Consider the following 19,111-nt stretch of genomic DNA (forward strand, 5'->3'; position numbering starts at 1 on the left):
TGTAAAAAGCAACGTACCTTGGGGTGTTACCGTATGTTTTTATACTATTCAATCAAGGCTAACGAATGATCCACATATAGGAAGCATACGGGGTCAAAGTGATAACCTGATCCAGCTCTGGAGCCTGCTTGGTATTGCCAATTAAAAGCTCAGCCGAGCCTAACGCTTGATTTTTGAATGGAGAATACAATGAATCAGGCAGTGCGAATTGTGCATTCTGTCCGCTAAAATTAGAGATGACGACCAAAGTCTCCTGTGCATTGCTGCGTTGATAGGCATAGACCTGAGGATGAGCGTCGTCCAGACGTTGATAATCCCCATCCGTAATGACCTGCACCGTCTTACGCAGACGAATTAACTTACGGTAATGGTGATAGATAGAGTCCGGGTCTTCTAACTGGGCCTGAACGTTAATCTGTGGATAACGTTCATCTACCTTGATCCAGGGAGTACCTGTAGTGAAGCCCGCGTTGGGAGTGTTATCCCATTGCATCGGTGTCCTCGAATTGTCACGGGAGCGCTCTCGAATGATATTTAATGCTTCTTCCGCACTTTTGCCTTGTTCCTGTAAAATACGATACATATTCAGGGATTCAACATCCCGGAATTCTTCAATTTCTGACCACTTTGGATTAGCCATACCAATCTCTTCACCTTGAAATATATACGGCGTTCCTTGAAGGCCATGTAGCGTGGTCGCCAATAGCTTGGCGCTTTCTGCATGGAATGCGCCATCATCCAAAAAGCGAGAAATCGCTCTTGGCTGATCATGATTGTTCAAAAACAATGCACTCCAGCCGCCCCCCTGCTGCATGCCAACCTGCCAGTCCGAGAATAGCTTTTTCAGCATTTCAAAATCATAGGGAATTAATTCCCATTTTTGCCCATTCGGATAATCCACCTTCAGATGATGAAAATTAAATGTCATGGACAGTTCTTTGTTCTCTGGATTGGAATAGCGGATGCAATGCTCCAGTGTCGTGGAGGACATTTCACCCACAGTGACGATGTTATGTCTAGCAAATACTTTTTCATATAATTCTTGAATGTATTCATGTACACGTGCACCGTCCGTATAATACTTACGTCCGTCGCCAGGAACAGTGCTTCCGTCATCATTTAAGAAGCGCTGATCTTTGGAGATCAAATTAATGACATCCAGCCGAAAGCCACTGACTCCTTTTTCAGTCCAGAATTCCAGCAGATTGACAACCTCCTGACGGACTTTCGGATTCTCCCAGTTTAGATCCGCCTGAGTTTTGTCAAACAGCGTCAGGAAATATTGGTCTGTTGCCTCGTCATACTGCCAGGCTGGCCCACCAAACTTGGAAATCCAATTATTAGGAGGCCCTCCATCGGGTGCTGGATCACGCCAGATGTAATAGTCCCTGTACTCACTATCCCTGGAAAGCCGTGCCTCCTGAAACCAGACATGTTCTGTGGAAGAATGGTTTACCACAATATCTAACATCAAGTGCATTCCACGGGCTTGAATTTCCTGACTCAATTCCTCGAAATCCTGCATCGTTCCATAATCCGGGTTGATCCTGTAATAATCCGCTACATCATACCCGTTATCACGTTGTGGGGATACATATACCGGCTGTAGCCAGATAATATCCACACCCAGCTTGTGCAAATAATCCAGCTTTTGCGTCAGTCCTCGGATATCACCGATCCCTTTACCCGTCGTGTCGTTAAAGCTTTTGGGATATACCTGATAGACGACTGACTTGCGCCACCAGTCTGTATCTTGAGGGACTAAGGCCCTATTCATTCCTTCCATCCATGATCATTCCTTTCTTGCGAATGCAGTAGCGTAAACATATTTAATACAACGCTTTCATCATCTTGTATATACAAGATTAAATCATGTATATACATACTGTCAACAGGATTTATCATTTCTATTTAGGTAATACCCGTTTGGCTGTTCAATGATCAGGAAACTCATCCATACCAAAGAGGCCCCTGCTCATTTCCAGGAACCTCTTTGATAAATTGGGTTTCTTTTAAATCCATATAGACAGTGCACTATACAGGAGCAATAAGGCCATGATGATATTAAAGGATCGCTCATATTTGTTTATAAAACGTTGAAACAGTGCACCAAAAACCGCCCAGCAAACGATAGCTGCAAAACCAATACCTGTAAGGAGCAGTGAGATTGCAAAAAGCGTAATGTATGAAGCGCCGTAAGGCATAACAAAGGTTGAGATGACCGTGATACCGTACAATATAATTTTTAAATTGATAAATTGCAGTAGCAATCCTGATTTGAAGGAGTATCCTTCATTCTGACCATTGTCCCTTGTCGAAGATTTGCTTTTGGCTATTTTTATCGCCAAATAGAGCATATAAAGACTGCCCAGTACGTTCATCCATATTTTAATCCGTGGCAAAAAATGATACAAAACAAGGTTAACATAGCAGGCTAACAGCATAATGGCAAAACAGCCGGCTGTTACTCCCAGCATGAACGGAAATGCTTTTTTCAACCCTAATCGCCTGGCACTGTCTAAGGACATAATATTGTTGGGTCCAGGCGTAAAGCTGGTAACAAGCGCATAAGAAAGGAACGGCATAAGCGGCATGTAAAATTCAACTCCAGTGTGCTATAATTTGACTAATCGTACGTTAAAGCGCACTTTTGTGCTTTATAATTGTACAACATGTTCTTTATAAAGCACAATAGGGAGGCTGAAACTTATGGAGAATATTAATCTGGTTTTAAGTAAAAATCTAAAACTTTTGCGCAATGAAAGGAAACTAAGTCTAGATAAATTGGCTGACCTGACAGGCATCAGTAAAACGATGCTGGGTCAGATTGAACGGGGGGAATCTAATCCCTCCATTACAACGGTATGGAAAATTGCGAACGGCTTAAAAATCTCTTTCTCTGCTCTGATCAATGAACCGCCTGCAGATGTAGTAGTCGTTCCCAAAAGCAAAGTACAGGTGCTTGAAGAGCGTAACCTTTATCGGTTATATCCGTTTTTCCCCTATGAGGGCAACCGGAATTTTGAGGTATATACAGTTGAAATTGAAAAAGGCGGGGAGCTGAGTTCAGCCCCTCACCGTGAAGATACAGAGGAATTTATTACGGTATTTGAAGGTGAAATGGTGGTCAAAGTCAGCGAAGAAACGTACACGGTTAAGGCTGGAGATTCCATCCGCTTTAAAGCAGACCGGCCTCACATGTACTATAATCCAGGAGAAACGCTTGTCAGGATGAATATGATTATTTATTACTCTATATAGTCATAGTCTGTTCAATCTATTTGTCTTATAATTCGTGCCGGATTACCGCCTACAACCATATTGTCAGGGACATCCTTGGTTACTACTGCTCCTGATGCCACTACGACATTATTACCTATCGTAACACCGGGGTTAATGATCGCTCGGCCGCCGATCCATACATTGTCTCCTATAGTTACAGGCTTACCATATTCCGGACCAGCAATTCGTTCCAACGGGTCAAGCGGATGTGTGGCCGTATAAATATGGACGCCCGGGGCCAATAAACAGTTATCTCCAATACGTACTTCACAAACATCCAAAATGGTACAATCAAAGTTTGCATAGAAATTTTCGCCAACATGGATATTGTATCCGTAGTCACAACGAATGTTGGGCTCCATGCCTATATGTTCACCTGTTGATCCAAAAAGCTCCTTTAACAATTGTTCGCGGAATTCACCATCGGTTTCTGTCGTCTGATTAAAAAGGCGAACTAGCTTTCTCGCATGTTCTCTTTCTTTTGATAATTGAGGATCAGTGGCTATATACAGTTCTCCATCTATCATTTTTTGTTTTTCCGTTTTCATCGTCATGGGTATCCCCTTTGTTTTTTAATTTGATTTTTCCCTTTTCATCCTGATAGGCCTGGCAGCACCCGATATTAAGCCAGCGACACTAACGCCAATAAGCACTACAATTAATGCATGTAGAAGCCCAAAATGCTCTCCTAAAAAACCTAATCCTGGGGGGCCTACTAAAGAGGCAATGTAACCGATCGTTGCGACGGCTCCAACCCGGGCAGCTGCCCCCCGAGGGTCATCTCCAGCGGCAGATAATCCTACTGGGAAACCAAGTGAAGCTCCAAGCCCCCATAGTAAGACACCCAATCCGGCCACCAGGTAATGCTGTCCCCAGATCACTAAAATGATACCCATAGCTGCCAGGACAGCACTCCCTTTGAGCACAGGGACCCGGCCGTATTTATCCAGCAGAAACCCGCCGGTAAAACGTCCAATGGTCATCGCTGTAACAAATAGGCCATACATATAGGAGCCTGTTAAAGAATCCACGCCATAGCCATCTACCATCGCTAGCGGCAGCCAGTCATTCGCAGATCCTTCTGCAAACGCCATCCCCAGCACAATGATGCCGATCAATAGAATTCGTCTTTCTTTCCAGACCGCAAGCTGCGCCCTCATATTAGCTCCAAGCTTTTGGGTAAAAGCTTCCTTCTCTTTCCCTGTATCATGTGGCAAAAAGCGATAGAAGTATAAGGTTGGAGCTGCTATTATGATAGCCACTACCCCAAAATGGACTACAACAGGAATGTTTAGTCCCACTGCTCCAGAACCGATGATGGCGCCAACAAGGGTCCCCAAGCTAAATGAACCGTGAAAAGCCGGCAAAAGCGTTTTGTTCAATTGATTTTCTACCGCAGAACCTTCTACATTTAGAGCTACTTCAGCTACCCCATAGCCACTTCCGAAAATGACCAAACCGACAAATACGAGGCTTGTGAACGATAATGCAGTTCCTAACCCTACAATAACAAAGCCCACTACGATTAAAAATGCGCTTCCAAGAATAACCGACCGTCCACCTAGACGAGAAATAATAGGACCTGTACTAAGTAGTCCCAATAAAGAACCCGCTGCTAATCCGAAAATAATCACTCCCATTTCAGCAGTCGAGACATGCAAAATATCCCGTATAGTAGGCGTTCTGGACACCCAGGAGGCAAAAGCTACACCCGGTAAAGCGAACAACAAGAATAAAATATTACGAGTTATTTTCGGGTTCATAGATTGTCCTGCTGGCATTCAATTACTCCTTATCTCCACTTTTTATTAAACTTTTAATAAGTGGTATTGTAATTCATTATTCTATTAGCAATCGGACTGTTTGTCAAAACAAATTGCTTTAAAAGGTACTGGAAGCGTACACTTGCCGTTTGCCATAAATAAATGTATTGAAAAAAGGTCTGTACAGGGAATGTGAGTATTCACCACCTGTTCAGACCCTTTTTAGTTAAACCATACCCTATCTATTCTGAATCAACCTTGAATGGTCATTTGCCTTCATGTTCAATATTTAGTCTGATTTCTCCCTGCAACCCTCCATCAGCTGAGGCTTGAAGCAACACCTCCCCAGCCTGATGCCCGGATTGCACAATTACGAGACACCTGCCTCTATGTGTTCGTCTCTGGTTTCCCTGAAAGGGTTCATCACTGGTGAGATCACCGTTGTCTACCCCAAGGATACGACCATCACCATATAACTGAAAGGTTAAATCAAACTCCTGATTGGGAACAATGATCCCTTCCCGGTCTGTGACGATGACTTCAACGTGGGCTATTTCATAACCATCGGCAGGTAGTACCGTCCGATCGGCTTGCAGCCTTAGAGCATAGGGAAGTCCGGCAGTGGTTAATTCATGCTCACAGACCTTCTGATTGCCATGACTGCCAATAGCCCGGATTTTGCCTGGCGTATAGGGAAGTTCCCATGTAATTAAATGATCAGGATAATCAACAAGCTTTCGCTCACCGTAGGATTCATCGTTCACGATCAATTCCACGCTCTCACAATTAGTGAAGGTAACTAATCGTATCAATTTTCCACCGTATTCAGGAAATGTCCAATGATCCTCCATATCCGGAGATTTCCAATGCATCGTCCATGACGGATTGTATTCCGGCTTCATCGGTTCGTGAAATACGGCTATGTGCACAACAGGCTCCTCTGACCATAAGCTTTGTTGGAGATAGGATACAGGTTTGCGGAACCCACAAGTATCAATCAGGCCTGAGGACCACCCTTTGGAGGGATAGCTTGTTTCCCCCAGATAGTCGATCCCGCTCCAGACAAATTGACCGATCACATAATCGTGATTAGCTACATCAAACCAAGGATTTTGCGGCAAATAACCCTTAACCCGGTTATCTTTACCACGATAGTATGGGAAAGTCTCGGTTCCAATGATAAGCGTATCGGGCATGGCCTTCCTGTAGTGCTCATACCACTGTTCCTGATAGTTCAGCCCCAGAACATCCACTCGTTGTGCCAGCAGCTTGGTATGCTCCACTTTGGTTTCAATCGAACCATCACGCAAGCTGATCGGTGTATTATGCGGCTCAAGTGCACATGTAACAGGCCGGGTTGGGTCCTTTTCATGGCAAAAGGCGACGAGTTGCTCCAACATCCTGAGCATGGACGGTTGACCCTGGTGCTCTACTTCATTCCCAACGCTCCACATAAAAACACTGGGATGGTTCCTGTCTCTTACGAGCATCGCTTTCAGGTCCTTTTCCCACCATTCATCATATAAATGCTCATAGGAAAGAGATTTCCATTTGTCAAAGGCTTCGTCAATCACCAGGAACCCCATCTGATCACAGAGATCCAATAGCTCGGGCGCCATCGGATTATGGGCAAAACGAATCGAGTTACAGCCCATCTCCTTAAGCTTCTGCAGCCTTCTCTTCATGGCTGTATCATGATAGGCAGCTCCTAGACAGCCTAAATCATGGTGAATACAGACTCCCTTCAGCTTCAGGCTGCTTCCATTCAGAAATAACCCCTTTTGAGCATCCAACTTCACTTCTCGTATACCAAAAGGGGTACGAGAACAATCCACCTCTTTATTGTCGCAATAGATGATCGTTTGAGCCTCATAGAGCACTGGCTTCTCCGGTGACCATAGTTCTGGCTCCAAAATCCGTGTTATTTGCTCCATTTCACCTGTTTCAAAGCCTGACAGGGTCACTCGATTTTCAATTTTTCCTTTTAGCTGTCTCTTGGAATCCAGTATTTCAGTCACAATGTTACACTCTACGGCATGCGCATGATGATTAGTAACCTGAATACTGGCACTGATCTTAGCTTCATCCCGCGAAATTTCAGGTGTAGTGATGTAAGTGCCCCATTCAGTTACGTGAACATAATCCGTACAAATTAGCCAGACATGACGATAAATACCGGACCCTGAATACCATCTGTCAGGTGGAAGAGTCGTATTATCCACTTTGACAGCAATCACATTATCCTCATCCCACCGAATATATGGGGTCAAATCATATTGAAAACTAACATATCCATAAGGCCGCTTGCCCACAAAATGCCCATTGACCCAAACCTCACTGTTATTGTGAATACCATCAAATTGTGTGTATATGCGCTGTTTTTGAGAAGAGGGCTTTACATTAAAATGCTTTCGATACCATCCCACAGACCATCTGGGCAAATAAGCTTGATTGCCACCATACAGCATGTGTGGATCAAAGGACTTTTCAATGCTCCAATCATGCGGGACTTGAAGGAGCCGCCACTGCTCATCGTTGTAATCCATCTTCTCGGCACCTGTATAATTGCCCTCTATAAACTTCCAGTCTGTGTTGAATGGCTTGATCACTCTGCTTCCCATCATGTTGCCTCCATTTCATAAAATTGATGAACGGATATAACGACATGTGCTTCTACACGATTTGAAACACTGGACGATCTTCAACAAAGTGAACGGGGAGCATTGGGAATTGGGCGGAAAGTTCATCAGTGAGATATTTCATACCAGGCGCTTCACTTTCAGCATGTCCTAACATGATAAGGGCTTTATTTTGACCCTGATAGGCAGCGTCTTTCACATATTCTGGCGTTTCCCATTCTGGCCCTTCACCGGCAATGATCAAATCCACATTTTCATTTAGAAATAATGGAATAGCTAACTCACCACCTCCCCTGTATCCCACCGTGATCCCCACTCGTTCACATGGCATGGTAAGCTCTCCAGCTATTCGCACATAACGAATATGGAGTTTGGCTTTGATATATTCGGCAGCCTCCTTAACCTCCATCGCTGGAATCGTCAAAATGGCGGCCGTCGGCAATGATTTCACTACATAGGGTTGCCAATCGAGCGCCCGAAGAAGCCCAATCATGACTCCATCCGGTTGATAACGGTGTATCGTGTCATGAAAACGATATATACCTAGACCTGAGTCGGCAATCAGGCGAGATTTTTGCAGAAAAACGGGGTCATGTCGTAAGCATTCCTGCATACCCTGGTGGCTATAAAAAATACCTTCATGCGTAATGATAAAGTTCACACCTAAAGAAATGGCTTGTTCTATCACATACTGCGATGCACAGAAAGCGGTTACAATTCCCTGCACTTCAGTATCCACATGCCCTGGGTTAAGCAGATCTACGGTCGTATGGGGTGTATTTATTCCCCTGGTCAGGTGATTCACAATCTGTCCCATAGTTATGGTCATTCAGGTGTCCCTCCTCATGGAGAATATGCGTCAATTATACCATTTTATATCAATCATGGGTGCCATTCTTTCTCGCAAAAAAAACAGCTCTAGAGAGCCGGCTGTAGTATAAATGTATGTATTATATATTTATTTCAGAACTCTTCCAACGTATTTATAGAAAAGGTGTCCCTTTGGACTCGCTTCACTTGTTATATACATATATACATCATGCCGAACAGAGGAGGTGCTTAAGGATTTGGATGAAGAAATAGAATTCAGGATTAAACGGGTTCAGGCAGGCGAGGTCCAGGATTACGCTTTTATCGTAAAAAAGTACCAGCATCAGATTCTGGTGTACTGCTGGCGGCTTCTGGGCAACGAACAAGAAGCAGAGGACGCCGTTCAGGATATCCTGGTCAAGTCATTTGAGAAAATTAACATGTACAAGCCGACAGTAAGCTTCTCGTCCTGGTTGTATAAAATAGCTTATTATCATTGCTTGAACTTGATTCGCCGAAAGAAATTGCACCAAACATTGAAGCTTGGGCTGTTCACCCACAATATGACCGCCACTGACAGTGCTGCACAGATTATAGAAAGCCAGCTTTTCAGTGAGCCGCTCAGCCGGGCGCTGAACAAACTGACAGCAGAAGAACGGAGCCTGCTGGTACTGCGAATCTTTGAAGAAAAGTCATTCGGTGAGATCGGTGAAATTATGAATAAAAGCCAGGAAGCAGTCAAGAAAAAATACAGCAGGACGAAAATAAAGCTCAAGAAAATGATCAGCCCTATGAAGGAGGAAGAGGAATGCGTGAATTTCAGCACACTGTTCAAGACGAAAGCATAAAAGAAATGGATTTGCTGCCGACAAAAGCGTCCAAAATCCAGGCGTTTGATGTCACAGACAAGGTGATGGATCGGGTCTATCAGAAGGAGCAACGAAAAGCGAGGCTGTTTGCCAAAGGTCTACGGCCCAGTATCGCAGTCTCTGCTATGGTCTCGTTCTTTGTTTTGGGTGCTTGTATGACCGGATATGCAGCTTCACAATACCTTGAATTTCGTAACAGTAAGGGCAATATCATATTAAATACAGCTAAAGCTGATGAACCAACGGATTTTGTCAAGACGTATTCCCGGCTACTGAATGCGTACAGCCAACAGGTCAAAGACCAGCTTCAGCCGGGAGAATATGCCGCCTATTATATTAAGGACGATTTTATGAATAACGCAGATCGGTCCAATCCGGTCAAATTTGAATATAAACAAGGGGAATTTTCCAGTTTCAACAGCCTGCAAAATGAAATTAAACGGACGCATGCACCACGCTTGGATAGTCCATCCCATCTACCGAACGGCTACCGTTTCGATTACGGATATGTATATCCTGCCTTTATGTATCCTAAATTGCTGGACCATGCAGAATACCGCACTTTAACGAATGAACTTATCCAAAAGTCCAAAACCGCTCCCGCAGGTGAAAAATTGTTTATAAAGAAGCTGAACTGGGAAAAGGCGGACTTTACCATAGCTCGGTACGTGAATGGAAGTGACTCTGTGAGTATTTCCATCAGGACACTCACGCCTGATTCCAAGCTGACTGTCTTTCAGAATGATCGAGATGCAGCTGAAAGGCTGACGATTAAAGGAACTGAGGCATATTACATCAGATCGGGTGAGACAAGCCAGTCAACTATTACAAGCAAAAACCGACTTGGCTGGAAAGATGACAGTCATCATTTGCTCTACGAAATTTATGACAATTCGAATAGTCCATTGGTCAAGCAGGACTTAGTGAAGATTGCAGAAGATCTCCTTACCTCCCATTGATCTGGTAAATATCGTCATCACAATTCTCCCTATTTCATGAGAATGTGGATGAAAGTTTACAGGCTCAAGATGGCTTTAAAACCATCATTGAGCCTGTGGTGATTTATGGTATAGAGTCGTTGCTTGTATCAGCTTCAAACAGGCCATCAGTCTTCCACGATCATCGTTGAACGCTTGCAGGTTCACTTGTAGATTATGGAATATTTTAACCAGTAAAATTTAAAGCGTTTACAAATTAAAAAAGCGGGTTTCCGGTCAGAGATGGCTACTTGACCGGATCACTTTACAAATGGGCTTAAGCCAATACGCCAAGAGCGTATCCAATAATTCCGATTGCGAATAAAGCAAAAATCAGAGCAATAGCATTCACTTTCTTTTTGAGCAGTCTCATGCACAAGAAAGTCAGCAAAAGAGGTAACAAACCAGGTATCAATTGATCCAGAATCATCTGTATCGTCGTAACTACCTCTACTCCATCGGAACGGGTATATCTGGATACTTCCAGTGGCACATTCAGAGTAGTCCATTTCGATACGAGTGCGCCCATGACAAAAAGTCCTAGGATGGAGGCCGATTCCGTAAGCTTTTGCAGACGGTTTCCGGACATGTCGGACACAATCTCCGTCCCTTTTTGGTAGCCGTATTTCAGTCCGTACCACTTGGTTGCCAGGCGAATAACATTAAAGAGCAAGAAAAAGAGGACAGGCCCGATAACACTCCCGGACAAAGCAATGGAAGCTCCCAACGCAGCCAGAACGGGACGTAACGTTCCCCAGTAAATAGGGTCCCCTACTCCGGCCAAAGGTCCCATTAAGCCAACTTTCACTCCACTTATGGTAGCATTATCAATCGGCTGACCATTCGCCTTTTGCTCCTCCATAGCCGCCGTTACACCCATAATCGGTGCAGAGATAAACGGTTGAGTATTAAAAAACTCTAGATGCCGCTTCAATGCTTCTTTTTGGTCTTCCTTCTTGCTGTATAGCCGCTTGATTGCCGGAATCAAGGTGACACAAAAACCAATCGACTGCATACGCTCAAAGTTAAACGAGCCCAGCAGGAACCATGAACGGAAAAACATTTTGTTTAGATCGCTTTTGGTCAACTTTTTTTCTTCCATAGTACCCCACTCTTTCATTAGGAATTTCTTTAGAGCTCTTCAATTTCACCCATTTGATCTTTTCGTTGGCTATATTTAGGGTTGAGCTGAATGTACAGCAGAGCCAAAACCGCCCCCATGATTCCAAAGCCAACCAGATTGATGCTTGTAAATGCCGCGATGACAAAGCCCAAGAAAAAGAAAGGCATCAGGTATTTGGCTGCCATCATGTTAATAACCATGGCATACCCGACAACGACGATGAATCCTCCTGCAATTTGCAGCCCTTTTGTAATGACTTCCGGGATCGCATCAAGCAAAGCCGTAACCAGACCGGTTTCTGCTGCAATAGCCACCAATACGGCAGGCAGAGCGACGCGCAACCCCTGAAGCAGGAGGGCGATAAAGTGACATAATTCAATTCCTCTGAAATTTGAAGATTCGGCATATTTATCTGCCAGGTGCTGAAAGAACACGGTAATTGTTCTAACAAAAATGGTCAACACTTGTCCGGCAGCGGCAATCGGGATCGCAACGGCAATTCCGGCACCGATCGACTGATGTCCAACAATAACCAATATGGTTGAGACTACACTGGCCAAAGCCGCATCCGGAGCCATGGACGCTCCAACATTCATCCAGCCCAAAGCCATCAATTCCAGCGTACCGCCTAGAATAATGCCCGTTTTAAGATCGCCCAAGACCAGACCAATCAGTGTACACGCAACTATAGGCCGATGAGTCTGTCCTTCATCCAAAACACTGCCCATTCCGCAAATGGCTGCAACCAGCGCTACCATTACAATTTCAAAAACACTCATGTTTGACCCCCTCTCTTATGCCAACCTGCTGTTAAAACTGGACATTCTGGAGCTTGTTAATCAAATTGATTTTAGGATCACTGGCCACTTTTCTAATTTCCAGTTCGATCCCCTTTTCGTGCAATTTATGAAATGCCTCTACATCCTGCTTATCTACGGACACCGCTCCGGTAATCTGTGTCTTACCTTCTTTAAAGCACATTCCACCTACATTTACCGATGTGAACGGTACCCCACCTTCTACAACCCGCAGTACATCAGTCGGATTGGTAAACAGGAATAAGGTCTTAAAATCGTTATATTTAGGGTTGTTATAAGCCTCAATCGCTTTCGCAATCGTGACGACATAAGCCTTAATTCCCGGCGGTGCCACCTGTAACAATAAGGTTTTGCGTAGCGTATCCGCAGCGACCTCATCGCTGACGGCGATAATTTTGTTACACTTCGTTTCCTTCACCCACACCGTAGCTACCTGACCATGGATCAGACGGTCATCAATACGAACAAATGAAATTTCCATACCTATAATTCCTCCTCTGTTTGTATGTCCCGGATGACACGAAAAGACTTCATCGAGTCCTGACCCGCACGGATTGCCAGATCACTCAGGTTTTCCACGTTCTCCAGCCCTCTATTTGTCAGCAGGTCTACGATCATTGGCAGGTTTACCCCTGTTACAATGTCCATTTTTTCATAGCCGGCTACAATCCTGCTAGCTGCATTATAAGGGCTGCCACCAAACAAATCGACGAGAAAGATCAGTCCGTCCGTCCAATCAATCGTTTCCAATGCCGCTTTGTACTTCTCAACAAGTCCGTTAACGCTTTCACCAGGCTCAAACGTCACGCCCACCACATTATCCAGATGGCCGAAAATCATTTCCGTGGATCTTAAGATCTCTTTGGAAAGTTTTCCGTGTGTGCCAACAATAACACCTATCATTTGTTTCACCCCCTTCTTACATCCTTCGCCTATACTTATATGCAAGTCTCGTGCCAAAATTCTGTATGACTCGTTCAATCATCAAAAAAAGACCAAACCCCCTGGCTTTTCCGGGGATTTGGTCTTTTCTCACCACCTGCTTATTGTCCTCATTCGCATAATTAATACACATCAAGCATCGTTTTATACACTTACGCCATTACTCGGGAATGCAGTTATATACTTCGCTTAAGATTTCACAAATATAATATTTTTCGTCATTAGTCAGCTTCATGTTCATACTGGAAGCAAATATATTGCAGGAACGGTTCACCGCATCGAGGACTCGCTGATCAAGCAAGGATACATCCCCTTGATATATTAACCCTTCTCCAATGACCATTCGTTCCATGGCATGGGCCGTATGAACGGCAAGCTGAACTTTCTTTGCATATTGAAAATCGACTTCCAGCTCCTGTTCCAGCTGCTCGATAAATTTCATCAGAATCCCCAAGATTTTGTGGGGATTCAGGTAAGTCATAAACTCCTTTAGCGTATCCTCACATAGATCTCTAACGACGATGCTTTCGTTAGTATGCATAACAGGCAGTTGATTGTTCAGCAACAGTTCTCTTAATGCCTGCTCACCGCTGGCCTCGATCAATTTTTCCAAAGGAATAAACGGTACATTCAACTCGCTTGGCCGCTTTACTCCAATCACCGCAACAATCGTATGCTTGGTCCGCAAATCCTTGACCATTTTATCCAATTCCCTGACCTTTGCCGGCACAACGACAATTTTCTCTTCTGTAAGGTCGTACACGACCTTCTCCACAAACTCCTTCAGCTTGACAGCGGCGCCTTTGCCGGAAGAACAAACCGTCACTATGACCTTATTACTAACCTTCTCCGCTTTCACTTCGGCGTTTCCATTGTTATAACCACGGAAGTCCTTCAAAGATTGGTAAATTTCATCTATATTCATATCAAAAATACTGGCCTTTCGCACAGCCTCCAGCGTAAGTGGAGTTGAAACCATATCAATAGTCTTCACCTTGATCCCGACACGTTCCATAATGGTTGCTTCAAAATTGAGCAGGGAGCCCATATCAACCAGCAACAATACGCCTCTACCATTATCAATGTCCTTTACTTTATCAATAATAACCTCCAGGATTTCTCTGGGGCTAACATCCAAAGGCATGTCTACGGCACAAATATTTGAGCTTCCCAGCAGGCTATTGACGACACCGACGATACTGCTTGCCGTACTGTTGCCATGTGCTGCTACGATAATCCCCACATTTCCTTGATGCTCCTCTTCCACTGATTTTAGAAGGATCGCCACATAGGTAGTCTCGGCATCGGGTACGCTGATTTCAAACTTGGACTCGATCAAATCCTTGATAATTAAGGCCAGTCTGTATTCTTCATCCTGATCATTAATCGGATCATAGACTTGTTTGCTGACGTATTTCTTCTCTCGGATTCGCTTTAAAAAGGCACTCAAATGAAGGCTAAAGGCATAAACAAACCTGTCGCTGTACTTTCTGCCCAGTTCTGTTTGAGCCATCTCCTGCACCTGTTCAGCGAATTCCAGGATATTTCTGCCTACGATTTTAAGGATTCGTTCCCGGCCTCCTTTGATGTTATAAAATCGGTTATAGAAGCTTTTAATATGAATATTGACATCTGTAGTAATAAACTTATTGATAAAGCTGTCGTCGAGCCCTTCTTCCTTCAACATCCCTATTTTGTCTTCAATCAATTTGTAAAGGTTGAACGGCAGTTCCGAAGCGTCTGATTCATCCATTCCTTTGCTACCTTCAGGAGTAATATACAGCGAGGAGTTGACCATTTCCATTTCGACAATCTCCTTGCGGTTTTTCCCCATATTAAATAGACCTTCCTTGATATTTCCAGGCAAAATTTTAAAATCAAGTTCAATTTCTTCCTTATTTTCATGTATGCTGTTCAAAAATCCTTTCGCACACACTAGCTGAATGTTCGATTTCAACTGGCCGATATTGCCATAGGTGACGCTGCCAATCAGTGCTTTTACAGTTTCCAATTCAACCCTAATGGGTTTGTTCACACGATGGGCCTCATTTGCCAAGAGATGCTTCAGGATTAAAAACCGCTCTTCAACTGTTCGTTCCTGCAGGGAAGGAATGTTGATCGTAATCGGTATCCGTCTAATAAAGGTTTTAAGCATGGAAGAGCCGGGATCTTCCGTCGTAGCGCCGATGAGCAGCACATTCGCTTCCCGCTTGCGCTCCGACTCGCCCAATTTGTTATAGCTGTTCGTGTCCATGAAATAAAATATCATTTCTTGACCTTCTGGAGGCAACCGATGAATCTCATCCAAAAACAGGATGCCTCCATCAGCTTTCTCGACCAGCCCCTCCTTCTCCCGATCAGCCCCCGTAAATGCCCCTTTTACATGACCAAAAATGTGGGAAAGCAGCAGTTGAGGGTTATTATAATAATCGGCGCAGTTAAATACGATAAACGGTGCTTGCTCTGAAAACCGCTTCATATATTTTCCATAATTATACATCAACCTGGCGAACATCGTTTTTCCTACGCCAGTCTGCCCCACAATCAGCGTATGCAGGCCCTTCGGCGGATATAATATTGCCGCTTTTCCCTGCTCAACCTGATTTCTCATACTACCCATGAAACCGATTAAGGCGTGAAACGGATCGACTTGCTCTCCAGGCAGCAATATTTCATTAATGCTGTTGACTTGGATTTGTTTCTCTTTCAGCTGGACTCTAAAGGTCTCCTCGATTACCTGCTTGTGCAAAAACTTGACGGGTCTTCCCTTGATTTTAATAATCAAGTCGGTACGAAGCAGGCTATTAAGCTCCTTGCTTACATTATTTCTCAGCATATTCTGATGATCGGCTATTTCCGCAGCCGTAATTCCACCACCGTCCAGCAAAGCCTCTACCGACAGTTTCTTTGTACCATTAGCAATATACTCTAAAATCGCATCAATTCGTTTCACAGTATTCCCCCAGGCTGACTAGTTCTCATGTAATTAGTATATAAAAAAAGAAATAATCCTCTACAAAAAAATAAACTGACAAGTTAATAAGTAATCTGGTACGCTCTTCATTGAATCCATCCAATATTCATACTCAACTTATTCCATTCACTACTTTTCTAAGATCAGAGGTTGGCAGTATAATTGCATTAGCTTCACGAATAAGTTTCATTAAAAGCTATATTGTTGCCCAGCAAGGAGCTGAGATAAAATGATACGCTACGGATTACAGCAAGAGCAAGCATTCAGGCTGGTTATGACTCCTGAATTACGACAAGCTATCACGATTCTTCAATATTCTTCGGCCGATCTAATGTCCTATCTTCATGAGCAAGCGGATGAAAATCCGATTATTGATTTGACAGAGATTGACATGTCCATCAAAAGGATAAGTAAAGAGGAAGAATATTCACCACGAAAAAACGATAATCCGGTAGATCTTCTGGATTTTGTCTCTAACCCTGCGGATAATTTATATAGACATCTCAAAGCGCAACTCGGGATGGTCCGCGGGTTATCCAAGCTACAACAGATGATTGCCATGTTTCTTATTGGGAATTTAAATGAAAAAGGCTACCTCGAGTTGGAGGTAAATACAGTTGCCGGAATACTTGACGTCCCCACTGAAGAGGTTGAAAATATACTCGCCCTGATCCAAGGCTTTGAACCGGCAGGAATCGCTGCCCGCAGCCTGGAGGAATGTCTTCTTTTGCAGCTGCGTTATGCCGGTAATGATGATGTTTTCCTGGAAGAGATCGTGCGACATCACATGGTCAATCTTTCATGTAACCGCATACAAAAAATCGCGGATGCTCTGGGTATCAACATTCGCGAGGTGCAGCAAATCACCGACCAGATACGCAAGTTGAATCCTTGTCCGGGAGCGGCATTTGCCCCATATGAACACCAGTATCACATAGCAGATATTTCGGTAGAGAAATCCAAGAACGGCTACATTGTGACAGTTAATGATATCACAGTCCCGCGCGTCGGAATTAATCCTTTTTACCAGCGTATGCTCCGGGAGCAGGCGTTGGGGGCAGAGAAGCAGTTTCTACATGAGAAGATGAATACGGCATTATGGCTTATTCATAGCCTTGAGCAGCGCCGCCTGACCCTGATGCGTGTAGCCCAAGCCATTGTTGATAGGCAGCGGGAATTTTTCGAGCATGGCATTCATTATCTCAAACCGATGACCCAAAAAGAGATTGCTGAAAGTACCGGCTTGCATGAATCCACGATCAGCCGGGCTGTCAGTAACAAATACATGCAGACGCCCCGTGGATTGTTCGAGCTCAAATATTTCTTCACCTCCGCCCTGGGATCGAAAGACGGAGATGCCACTTCATCGGAGAGCGCAAAAATGCGTATTAAGCAGCTCATCGACGGCGAAGACAAGCAAAAACCGTTTTCGGATCAGGTAATCACAGAACTGCTGGCAAAGGAAGGGCTGGAGCTATCACGCAGAACGGTGGCCAAGTACCGGGAAGAGCTCGGATATCTTTCCTCTAGCAGGAGAAAAATTTATTAAAGCCTCAGTGGTCGGTGACCATATCGGTTGTAGCCCTGTTCCTTTACTCAGAAGCAAGCCGTTACGAATATTAAGAAGCAGCAAAATCAAATAAAAAAAAGACAGCTTCATGGCTGTCTATTTTTTATAGGACCATCCTGCTAAGCTCAGTACTAACAGAGCAGCATCGTCAAAAATTCAATTGTCCAATATAAAAATTAATTTCCTTCTAAGCGGCGATTTGCCGCCCCTTGGCCTTGCCTCGGTCATGGCGGCTCAGCAAAAATCCGACCAGAGACGCGGTGGATTGCTGGAAAATCATTCCGAGCACCACGGGCAGCGCTACCGGAGCCGGGAAGTAGGTGATAGCAAGCACGGCTCCTGCGCTAATATTGCGCATCCCGGCGTTAAAGACAAGCGCCGTACGGTCGGCATCGTTCCACCTCATCAGCTTGGAGATCAGGTAACCAATCACATATCCGGTGGAGGCAAGAACGATGATCGACAGGCATACCCCAACAAGCTTTAGATTAAAATCGACCAGATAGGGCGCGATTACAGATCCGTTAATCATCACGACCAGAGCCATAGCCAGTTTGGAGAACGGGCCCAGCCGAGGCCCCCACACCTGCTCGATCTTCCCCTGGGTCCATTCGTTCAACACCATGCCGATTAGCGAAGGAACGACAATCATCCAAAAGAGGCTCTGCATCATCCCCCACGTATCAAGGCGTACATCTGCTCCGATCAGCACGGACATAATGCCGGGTACGACGAACGGGGCCAAAATCGTATCGATCAGAATGATGGCTAGCGTCAGCGCCGTATTACCCTTGTAGATGTTAACCCACACGAAGCTGGAGACGCCCGTAGGGATGGCTGCACCAAGAATAAGTCCGGTAATCGTATAAGGATCGGCTGCGAAAGACAGATGCCCAAGCATCATGGCGAGCAGCGGCATGGCCAAATGAAGAATAAACAGGCAGGCAATCAGCGGACCGGGATGCTTCATCACATGGACAAAATCTTTGAAGCCCATGCTGATACTACCCGCAAAGGTCATGAATGCAAACAGCCAGGGGGACAATCCGGTGTAGGCCGACAACGGCGTACCGATCAGGACGCCAATTAGAATGCTGATGGGCGTAATCAGCGGCATAGCTGCATTTAGTCTACGATTCAACGTTCTGAACATACATAACTTCCTTTTTTATACTACAGTATAGACCTTGCAGCGCCGATTCGTAAATGATCTGAGAGTTTTCGCCCGGTCCATTTATCCTTCTTGTAAGCACCTGCTTAAATCCACTCGACTGCTGCCTTAAATAAAAAAGAAAACGAGTAACAAGTTCGTTTTCTTTTGATTTCGGTAAATTGAATAAAGTC

General features: G+C 44.5%; 16 protein-coding genes. 4 read left to right on the forward strand and 12 right to left on the reverse strand.

The window, feature by feature from the left end; translation table 11 throughout:
- Positions 1-58: 58 nt before the first annotated feature.
- Positions 59-1,786: an alpha,alpha-phosphotrehalase gene (gene treC, locus LCF57_RS05390; protein WP_225999782.1), complete on the reverse strand. Its 1,728-nt coding sequence runs from the start codon at positions 1,784-1,786 to the stop codon at positions 59-61.
- Positions 1,787-2,012: 226 nt separating this feature from the next.
- Positions 2,013-2,594 (reverse strand): LysE family transporter, encoded by a 582-nt coding sequence (locus tag LCF57_RS05395; protein WP_225999783.1) that lies wholly within the window; start codon positions 2,592-2,594, stop codon positions 2,013-2,015.
- A gap of 115 nt (positions 2,595-2,709) precedes the next feature.
- Here LCF57_RS05395 and LCF57_RS05400 point away from each other — a divergent pair, with 115 nt between their 5' ends.
- The gene (locus LCF57_RS05400) at positions 2,710-3,261 is read left to right on the forward strand and encodes a helix-turn-helix domain-containing protein (protein WP_225999784.1); all 552 of its coding nucleotides are present in this window, start codon (positions 2,710-2,712) and stop codon (positions 3,259-3,261) included.
- Positions 3,262-3,272: 11 nt separating this feature from the next.
- Here the strand turns inward: LCF57_RS05400 and LCF57_RS05405 are convergent, their stop codons facing one another.
- From LCF57_RS05405 to LCF57_RS05420, 4 genes are all read right to left on the reverse strand, one after another.
- Positions 3,273-3,836: a maltose acetyltransferase domain-containing protein gene (locus LCF57_RS05405; protein ID WP_318840623.1), complete on the reverse strand. Its 564-nt coding sequence runs from the start codon at positions 3,834-3,836 to the stop codon at positions 3,273-3,275.
- A gap of 18 nt (positions 3,837-3,854) precedes the next feature.
- Positions 3,855-5,045, reverse strand: coding sequence for an MFS transporter (locus LCF57_RS05410; protein WP_225999785.1), 1,191 nt, complete (start codon positions 5,043-5,045; stop codon positions 3,855-3,857).
- 266 nt (positions 5,046-5,311) lie between these two features.
- A complete protein-coding gene (locus tag LCF57_RS05415) occupies positions 5,312-7,666 on the reverse strand; it encodes a glycoside hydrolase family 2 TIM barrel-domain containing protein (protein WP_225999786.1) in 2,355 nt (784 codons plus the stop codon).
- A gap of 52 nt (positions 7,667-7,718) precedes the next feature.
- Positions 7,719-8,513: a Nif3-like dinuclear metal center hexameric protein gene (locus LCF57_RS05420; protein WP_225999787.1), complete on the reverse strand. Its 795-nt coding sequence runs from the start codon at positions 8,511-8,513 to the stop codon at positions 7,719-7,721.
- Positions 8,514-8,751: 238 nt separating this feature from the next.
- On the opposite strand from LCF57_RS05420, the gene LCF57_RS05425 reads away from it, so the two are divergent.
- Positions 8,752-9,342, forward strand: coding sequence for an RNA polymerase sigma factor (locus LCF57_RS05425; RefSeq protein WP_225999788.1), 591 nt, complete (start codon positions 8,752-8,754; stop codon positions 9,340-9,342).
- Complete coding sequence (locus LCF57_RS05430) at positions 9,303-10,322, forward strand: DUF4367 domain-containing protein (RefSeq protein ID WP_225999789.1); 1,020 nt, start codon at positions 9,303-9,305, stop codon at positions 10,320-10,322. The genes LCF57_RS05425 and LCF57_RS05430 overlap by 40 nt, the downstream gene beginning before the upstream one ends.
- A gap of 295 nt (positions 10,323-10,617) precedes the next feature.
- Here the strand turns inward: LCF57_RS05430 and manZ are convergent, their stop codons facing one another.
- The 5 genes from manZ to LCF57_RS05460 form a co-directional block, all read right to left on the reverse strand.
- Positions 10,618-11,460, reverse strand: coding sequence for a PTS mannose transporter subunit IID (gene manZ / locus LCF57_RS05440; protein ID WP_269744422.1), 843 nt, complete (start codon positions 11,458-11,460; stop codon positions 10,618-10,620).
- An 11-nt stretch (positions 11,461-11,471) separates the two neighbouring features.
- A complete protein-coding gene (locus tag LCF57_RS05445; protein ID WP_225999790.1) occupies positions 11,472-12,242 on the reverse strand; it encodes a PTS mannose/fructose/sorbose transporter subunit IIC in 771 nt (256 codons plus the stop codon).
- A 31-nt stretch (positions 12,243-12,273) separates the two neighbouring features.
- Positions 12,274-12,762, reverse strand: coding sequence for a mannose/fructose/sorbose PTS transporter subunit IIB (locus LCF57_RS05450; protein ID WP_025682751.1), 489 nt, complete (start codon positions 12,760-12,762; stop codon positions 12,274-12,276).
- A gap of 2 nt (positions 12,763-12,764) precedes the next feature.
- Positions 12,765-13,184, reverse strand: coding sequence for a PTS sugar transporter subunit IIA (locus LCF57_RS05455; RefSeq protein ID WP_225999791.1), 420 nt, complete (start codon positions 13,182-13,184; stop codon positions 12,765-12,767).
- A gap of 199 nt (positions 13,185-13,383) precedes the next feature.
- Entirely contained in the window at positions 13,384-16,176 is a 2,793-nt protein-coding gene (locus LCF57_RS05460; protein WP_225999792.1) for a sigma-54-dependent transcriptional regulator, read from the reverse strand.
- Between the two features lie 250 nt (positions 16,177-16,426).
- On the opposite strand from LCF57_RS05460, the gene rpoN reads away from it, so the two are divergent.
- The gene (rpoN, locus tag LCF57_RS05465) at positions 16,427-17,746 is read left to right on the forward strand and encodes an RNA polymerase factor sigma-54 (RefSeq protein ID WP_225999793.1); all 1,320 of its coding nucleotides are present in this window, start codon (positions 16,427-16,429) and stop codon (positions 17,744-17,746) included.
- Positions 17,747-17,954: 208 nt separating this feature from the next.
- Here the strand turns inward: rpoN and LCF57_RS05470 are convergent, their stop codons facing one another.
- A complete protein-coding gene (locus LCF57_RS05470; RefSeq protein WP_225999794.1) occupies positions 17,955-18,920 on the reverse strand; it encodes a bile acid:sodium symporter family protein in 966 nt (321 codons plus the stop codon).
- Positions 18,921-19,111: the final 191 nt, after the last annotated feature.

Origin of the sequence: Paenibacillus sp. BJ-4 (genome assembly GCF_020404765.1) — a bacterium.
In the GTDB taxonomy this organism is placed as follows: domain Bacteria; phylum Bacillota; class Bacilli; order Paenibacillales; family Paenibacillaceae; genus Paenibacillus.

Coding starts and splice junctions, on each gene's coding strand:
- treC (WP_225999782.1), bottom strand. CDS start 1,786: ATGGAAGGAATGAATAGGGCCTTAGTCCCTCAAGATACAGACTGGTGG.
- LCF57_RS05395 (WP_225999783.1), bottom strand. CDS start 2,594: ATGCCGCTTATGCCGTTCCTTTCTTATGCGCTTGTTACCAGCTTTACG.
- LCF57_RS05400 (WP_225999784.1), top strand. CDS start 2,710: ATGGAGAATATTAATCTGGTTTTAAGTAAAAATCTAAAACTTTTGCGC.
- LCF57_RS05405 (WP_318840623.1), bottom strand. CDS start 3,836: ATGACGATGAAAACGGAAAAACAAAAAATGATAGATGGAGAACTGTAT.
- LCF57_RS05410 (WP_225999785.1), bottom strand. CDS start 5,045: ATGAACCCGAAAATAACTCGTAATATTTTATTCTTGTTGTTCGCTTTA.
- LCF57_RS05415 (WP_225999786.1), bottom strand. CDS start 7,666: ATGGGAAGCAGAGTGATCAAGCCATTCAACACAGACTGGAAGTTTATA.
- LCF57_RS05420 (WP_225999787.1), bottom strand. CDS start 8,513: ATGACCATAACTATGGGACAGATTGTGAATCACCTGACCAGGGGAATA.
- LCF57_RS05430 (WP_225999789.1), top strand. CDS start 9,303: ATGCGTGAATTTCAGCACACTGTTCAAGACGAAAGCATAAAAGAAATG.
- manZ (WP_269744422.1), bottom strand. CDS start 11,460: ATGAAAGAGTGGGGTACTATGGAAGAAAAAAAGTTGACCAAAAGCGAT.
- LCF57_RS05445 (WP_225999790.1), bottom strand. CDS start 12,242: ATGAGTGTTTTTGAAATTGTAATGGTAGCGCTGGTTGCAGCCATTTGC.
- LCF57_RS05450 (WP_025682751.1), bottom strand. CDS start 12,762: ATGGAAATTTCATTTGTTCGTATTGATGACCGTCTGATCCATGGTCAG.
- LCF57_RS05455 (WP_225999791.1), bottom strand. CDS start 13,184: ATGATAGGTGTTATTGTTGGCACACACGGAAAACTTTCCAAAGAGATC.
- rpoN (WP_225999793.1), top strand. CDS start 16,427: ATGATACGCTACGGATTACAGCAAGAGCAAGCATTCAGGCTGGTTATG.
- LCF57_RS05470 (WP_225999794.1), bottom strand. CDS start 18,920: ATGTTCAGAACGTTGAATCGTAGACTAAATGCAGCTATGCCGCTGATT.